Origin of the sequence: Shinella sp. M27 (assembly GCF_049199905.1) — a bacterium.
Lineage (GTDB): Bacteria > Pseudomonadota > Alphaproteobacteria > Rhizobiales > Rhizobiaceae > Shinella.
Window position 1 is genome coordinate 39,163 of sequence record NZ_JBLZPK010000022.1, and the last position, 4,604, is coordinate 43,766.

Genomic DNA, 4,604 nt, shown 5'->3' on the forward strand with positions numbered 1-4,604 from the left:
ACGAAGAATGTCGCTTACTGCACGTTCGCGCCGACGACCTTGTCCCATGCGCCGGTGACGGCAGCCTTGTTGGCGTCGACTTCCTCGAGCGTCGGGAAGTAGGCCTTTTCATAGGATGCTGCCGGCGGCAGGGCGTCGATCAGGTCCTGCGGAACCTTGCCGGCCTTGACCATGGCGTTGAAGCGGGTCGGGTGGCAATAGCCCTTCAGCCAGCCGAGCTGACCTTCGTCGGAATAGAGGTGCTCCATCCACAGCTTGGCAGCGTTCGGGTGCGGCGCGTAAGCCGAGATGCCCTGAACATAGACGCCGGCGAGAACGCCGGAAGCAGGAACGACGACTTCGGTCGGCGGGTTGCCGTTCAGCGTCTTGGCCCAGCCGAGCGCGTTGTAGTCCCAGGCGACGACGATCGGGGTCGAACCCTGGGCGAGCGTGCCGGACTTGCCGATGACGGGGACGAAGTTACCGGCCTTGTTCATTTCCGCGAAGTAGGCGAGACCTGCCTCACCGGCTTCCTTGCCCGACTTCGCACCCTTGCCGAGACCGGCGGCGAGAACGGCGAGAATGGCCTGGTTGGAGGCGCGCGGGTCACCGGCGAGAGCGACCTGACCGGCATATTCCGGCTTCAGGAGGTCGGCCCAGTCCTTCGGCGTGTTGGCGACGAGGTCCTTGTTCACCAGAAGCGACATCACGCCGTAATAGTCGCCGTACCAGTAGCCTTCGGCATCCTTGACGGTATCCGGGATTTCGTCCCAGGTGGAGACCTTGTAAGGCTGCAGCAGGCCTTCGGCCTTGGCCTGCGGGCCGAAGGCGAGACCGACGTCGATCACGTCGGGCGACTGCGGACCGGCATTGTCCTTGTTGGCCTTGATGGCTTCGACTTCGTCAGCCGAGCCGGCATCGGGGTTCAGCTCGTTGACCTGGATTTCCGGATACTTCGCCTTGAAGGAAGCAATGACGTCGCCGTAACCGCACCAGTCGTGCGGCAGTGCGATGGTCGTCAGCATGCCTTCCTTCTTCGCCGCTGCTATGAGCTCGGCGCTCGGCTCGGCGAAGGCGAGCGAGGGGATGGCAATCGCAATTGCCGTGGAGAGCGAAAGCAGACGTTTCGTATGTGACATCACAGGTGTTCTCCTTTGGTGTGTCAGTCAACTTCGGCGAAGCTGATACTGCTGGTGTATGAAGCTTATGTGACAGTTTTGTTTCGGTTTTTTCGTATTGCTGTTAGGGCTTGCCGGGAACCTCCGGCCGCGGTTTGCGAAAAAGCCGGCTGGCCTCGAAGAGGCCCTCCAGCGTCTTCATTCGGTCGCTGGTTTCCTCCCAGCCCGAGCTCTGGACGGCCTCGATCAGCGCCTCGACGATGAACAGCGTCACGACGGACGAGTCCCACGCCGAGGGCGCCTCGATATGCACGCGAAAGATTTTGGCGGCGGCCTTGGCGACGGGGGAGGCCCACTGATCGGTGAACAGGATGATCTCGATACCGCGTTCGCGGGCAACCCGGCCGAGCGTCTCCATCTCCTGCTCGTAGCGCCTGATATCGAAGATCACCAGAACGTCGCCGGCCTTCATGTTCAGCACGTAATGCGGCCAGGAACTGGGATTGGAGGCGATCTGGGTGACGTTCGGGCGGATGACCTGAAGATGGGTGAACAGGTAGTCGGCCAGCGCCTTCGTGATGCGGCCGCCGATGATGTAGATGCTGCGCTGACGGTCGGCGAGGAGGGCGGCCGCGCCGTCGAATTCGGCGGTTTCCACCTGCGACAGCGTCTGGCGCAGGTTGGTCATGATTGCGTCGGCGAAGCGGTTGAGGATATGCGTGCCGGGTGCATTCGCCGCCCAGCGATCGTGTTTGGTGATCGGGTTCGACAGCGTCGCTTCAAGCTCGTGATGCAGGCGGGCCTGGAAATCCGGAAAGCCTCGAAAGCCGAGCTTCTGCACCATGCGCGCAACCGTCGGCGTCGACACGCCGGCGTTTTCCGCCACCGTCGTGATGGAGCCGAGGCCGGAGACGGGATAGTTGTCGAGCAGCGATGCGGCGAGCTGCTTTTCGGCGCGGGTCAACGCGTCGAAATGCGCACCGATCACATCCGACACCGTCATGGATGCTTGGTTGAGCGTCAAGTTATTCCCCTGCGCCCCGGTCTTTGCCGGGGTTTCAAACGATAAAACGCGCTGTCACAATTCGAGTCAAATGTTTTTTTGAAGAGATTTTTTCAAAACCCCGTTGACACCGGCAAATCCGTGAAGAATTCTTTTCATTAATGATAAGAGCAGCTCCAGCAAAAGTGCGAAGCGGTTTTGCGCTCGGAGTTGCGTAAAATGAAAAGCCGGTCGAGGGGATCAGGCTATGGGAATTCTGACTGGAGAGGAGGGCGATCCTGTCGCCCTTGAAAACGTGTCTGCCCGCGGCCGGGTCATCCTGGTTTGCGAGCATGCGTCACGCCTTCTGCCCAAATCGCTCGGCACGCTCGGCCTCTCGCAGGAGGCTCTGGCGAGCCATATCGCCTGGGATCCGGGTGCGCTCGCCGTTGCCCGCCGCATGGCGAAAAGCCTTGATGCGACGCTGGTTTTCCAGCGCTTTTCCCGCCTCGTCTACGATTGCAACCGTCCGCCGGAATCGCCCGCCGCCATGCCGGAAAAGAGCGAGGTCTTCGATGTGCCCGGCAATGCCGGGCTCGACCAGGCGGCGCGCGATGCGCGCACCGAAGCGCTCTACCTGCCGTTCCGCGCTACGCTCGCCGAGCTGGTGCGCAGCCGCCTCACCGAGGGCAGGGCACCCGTCATCGTGACCATGCACAGCTTCACGCCCGTCTATTTCGGCAAGCCGCGCGAGGTCGAGATCGGCATCCTGCACGATGTCGACACGCGCATCGCCGACGGCATGCTGACCGCTGCCAAATCGGCGGGTCTCTATACCGTTCGCCGCAACGAGCCCTATGGGCCGGAAGACGGCGTGACGCACACGCTTCGGGAACATGGCCTGGCAAACGGCCTGCCCAATGTGATGATCGAGGTCAGAAACGACCTCATCCGAGACGAAGTCGGCCAGGGGGTCGTGGCCGACTATCTGGCGGGATTGCTCACCGAGAGCCTTCCTGCCGCATAATCAAGAAAAAGACCCGGGGAGCGGCATGGCCGCGGCGCATATCCCACGCATTTCGTGGGCCTCAGACACAGGCGGCCTCTCGGCAATTCCGCCAGAGACCAGTCGAACAGGGGAAAAACATGTCAGATTATTCCGATAACGATAAACATGAGGATATGCAGGTCCTGCATTCCATGGGATACGCGCAGGAACTCGAGCGGCGCATGAGCCAGTTCTCGAACTTTGCCGTATCCTTCTCGATCATTTGCATTCTCTCCGGCGGCATCAACTCGCTGGCGCAGGCCACGTCGGGCGCGGGGGGCGCCGCGATCGGCATCGGCTGGCCGCTCGGCTGCTTCGTTTCCCTCGTCTTCGCCGTTGCCATGGCGCAGATCAGCTCGGCCTATCCGACGGCCGGCGGCCTCTATCACTGGGGTTCCATCCTCGGCAACCGCTTCACCGGCTGGCTGACCGCCTGGTTCAACCTGCTCGGCCTCGTCACCGTTCTCGGCGCCATCAATGTCGGCACCTACTATTTCTTCATGGGTTCGTTCGGCACGCCGTATTTCGGCATGGAAGACACGACGCTCACCCGGATCATCTTCCTGGCGGTCATCACCGGCGCGCAGGCCCTGGTGAACCATATGGGCATCGGCCTCACCGCCAAGCTTACGGATTTTTCCGGCTACCTGATCTTCGCGACCTCGATCGCGCTCGCCATCGTCTGCCTTGCGGCCGCCGACAGCTACGATATCGGCCGCCTCTTCACCTTCTCGAACTTCTCCGGTGCGGCCGGCGGCAATGTCTGGCCGGAAAACTCAGGCACCTGGGTGTTCCTGCTCGGCCTGCTCCTGCCGATCTACACGATCACCGGTTATGACGCCTCGGCGCATACCTCGGAAGAAACCGTCAAGGCGGCAACCTCGGTTCCGCGCGGCATGGTCTCGTCCGTTCTGTGGTCGGCGCTGTTCGGCTACATCATGTTGTGCTCCTTCGTGCTGCTGATCCCGGCTTCCGTCACCAATGCCGACGGCACGACGATGGATGGCATGGCCGCTGCCGCCGCGCAGGGCTGGAACGTCTTCTTCTGGGCGATGGACACGCAGGTCAACGCGACCGTCAAGGACATCCTCTACTTCCTCATCCTGGTGTCGCAGTGGCTCTGCGGCCTTGCGACGGTGACCTCCGTCTCGCGCATGATCTTCGCCTTCTCGCGTGACGGCGGCCTGCCGTTCTCGCGCGGCCTGTCGAAGGTCAGCCCGAGCTACCGCACGCCGGTCGCCGCCATCTGGACGGGTTCGATCCTCTCGGTCCTGTTCGTCTGGGGCTCGTCGCTCGTCTCCATCGGCGAGACGCCCGTTTACACCGTCGTCGTCTCGTGCACGGTCATCTTCCTGTTCTTCTCCTTCGCGATCCCGATCGCGCTTGGCCTCTTCGCCTGGGGCACCTCTAAGTGGGACAAGATGGGGCCGTGGAACCTCGGTGAAGGCGTCTTCAAGCTGTTCGCCGTCCTGTCGAT

Annotated in this window: 4 protein-coding genes; 2 read left to right on the forward strand and 2 right to left on the reverse strand. The window is 62.1% G+C overall.

Annotation, left to right across the window (positions count from 1 at the left end; translation table 11 throughout):
* Positions 1-14: 14 nt before the first annotated feature.
* Together ACOZK4_RS08045 and ACOZK4_RS08050 are read right to left on the reverse strand one after the other, a co-directional pair.
* Entirely contained in the window at positions 15-1,121 is a 1,107-nt protein-coding gene (locus ACOZK4_RS08045; protein WP_313525780.1) for an ABC transporter substrate-binding protein, read from the reverse strand.
* 100 nt (positions 1,122-1,221) lie between these two features.
* Positions 1,222-2,100, reverse strand: a complete 879-nt coding sequence (locus ACOZK4_RS08050; RefSeq protein ID WP_409530355.1) for a MurR/RpiR family transcriptional regulator — start codon at positions 2,098-2,100, stop codon at positions 1,222-1,224.
* 247 nt (positions 2,101-2,347) lie between these two features.
* Between ACOZK4_RS08050 and ACOZK4_RS08055 the strand changes: the two genes are divergently transcribed.
* Together ACOZK4_RS08055 and ACOZK4_RS08060 are read left to right on the forward strand one after the other, a co-directional pair.
* Positions 2,348-3,106, forward strand: a complete 759-nt coding sequence (locus ACOZK4_RS08055; RefSeq protein ID WP_421591435.1) for an N-formylglutamate amidohydrolase — start codon at positions 2,348-2,350, stop codon at positions 3,104-3,106.
* Positions 3,107-3,225: 119 nt separating this feature from the next.
* Positions 3,226-4,604 (forward strand): amino acid permease (locus tag ACOZK4_RS08060; RefSeq protein ID WP_421591436.1); only part of this gene is annotated, 1,379 nt, incomplete at its 3' end.

Coding starts and splice junctions, on each gene's coding strand:
- ACOZK4_RS08050 (WP_409530355.1), bottom strand. CDS start 2,100: ATGACGGTGTCGGATGTGATCGGTGCGCATTTCGACGCGTTGACCCGC.
- ACOZK4_RS08055 (WP_421591435.1), top strand. CDS start 2,348: ATGGGAATTCTGACTGGAGAGGAGGGCGATCCTGTCGCCCTTGAAAAC.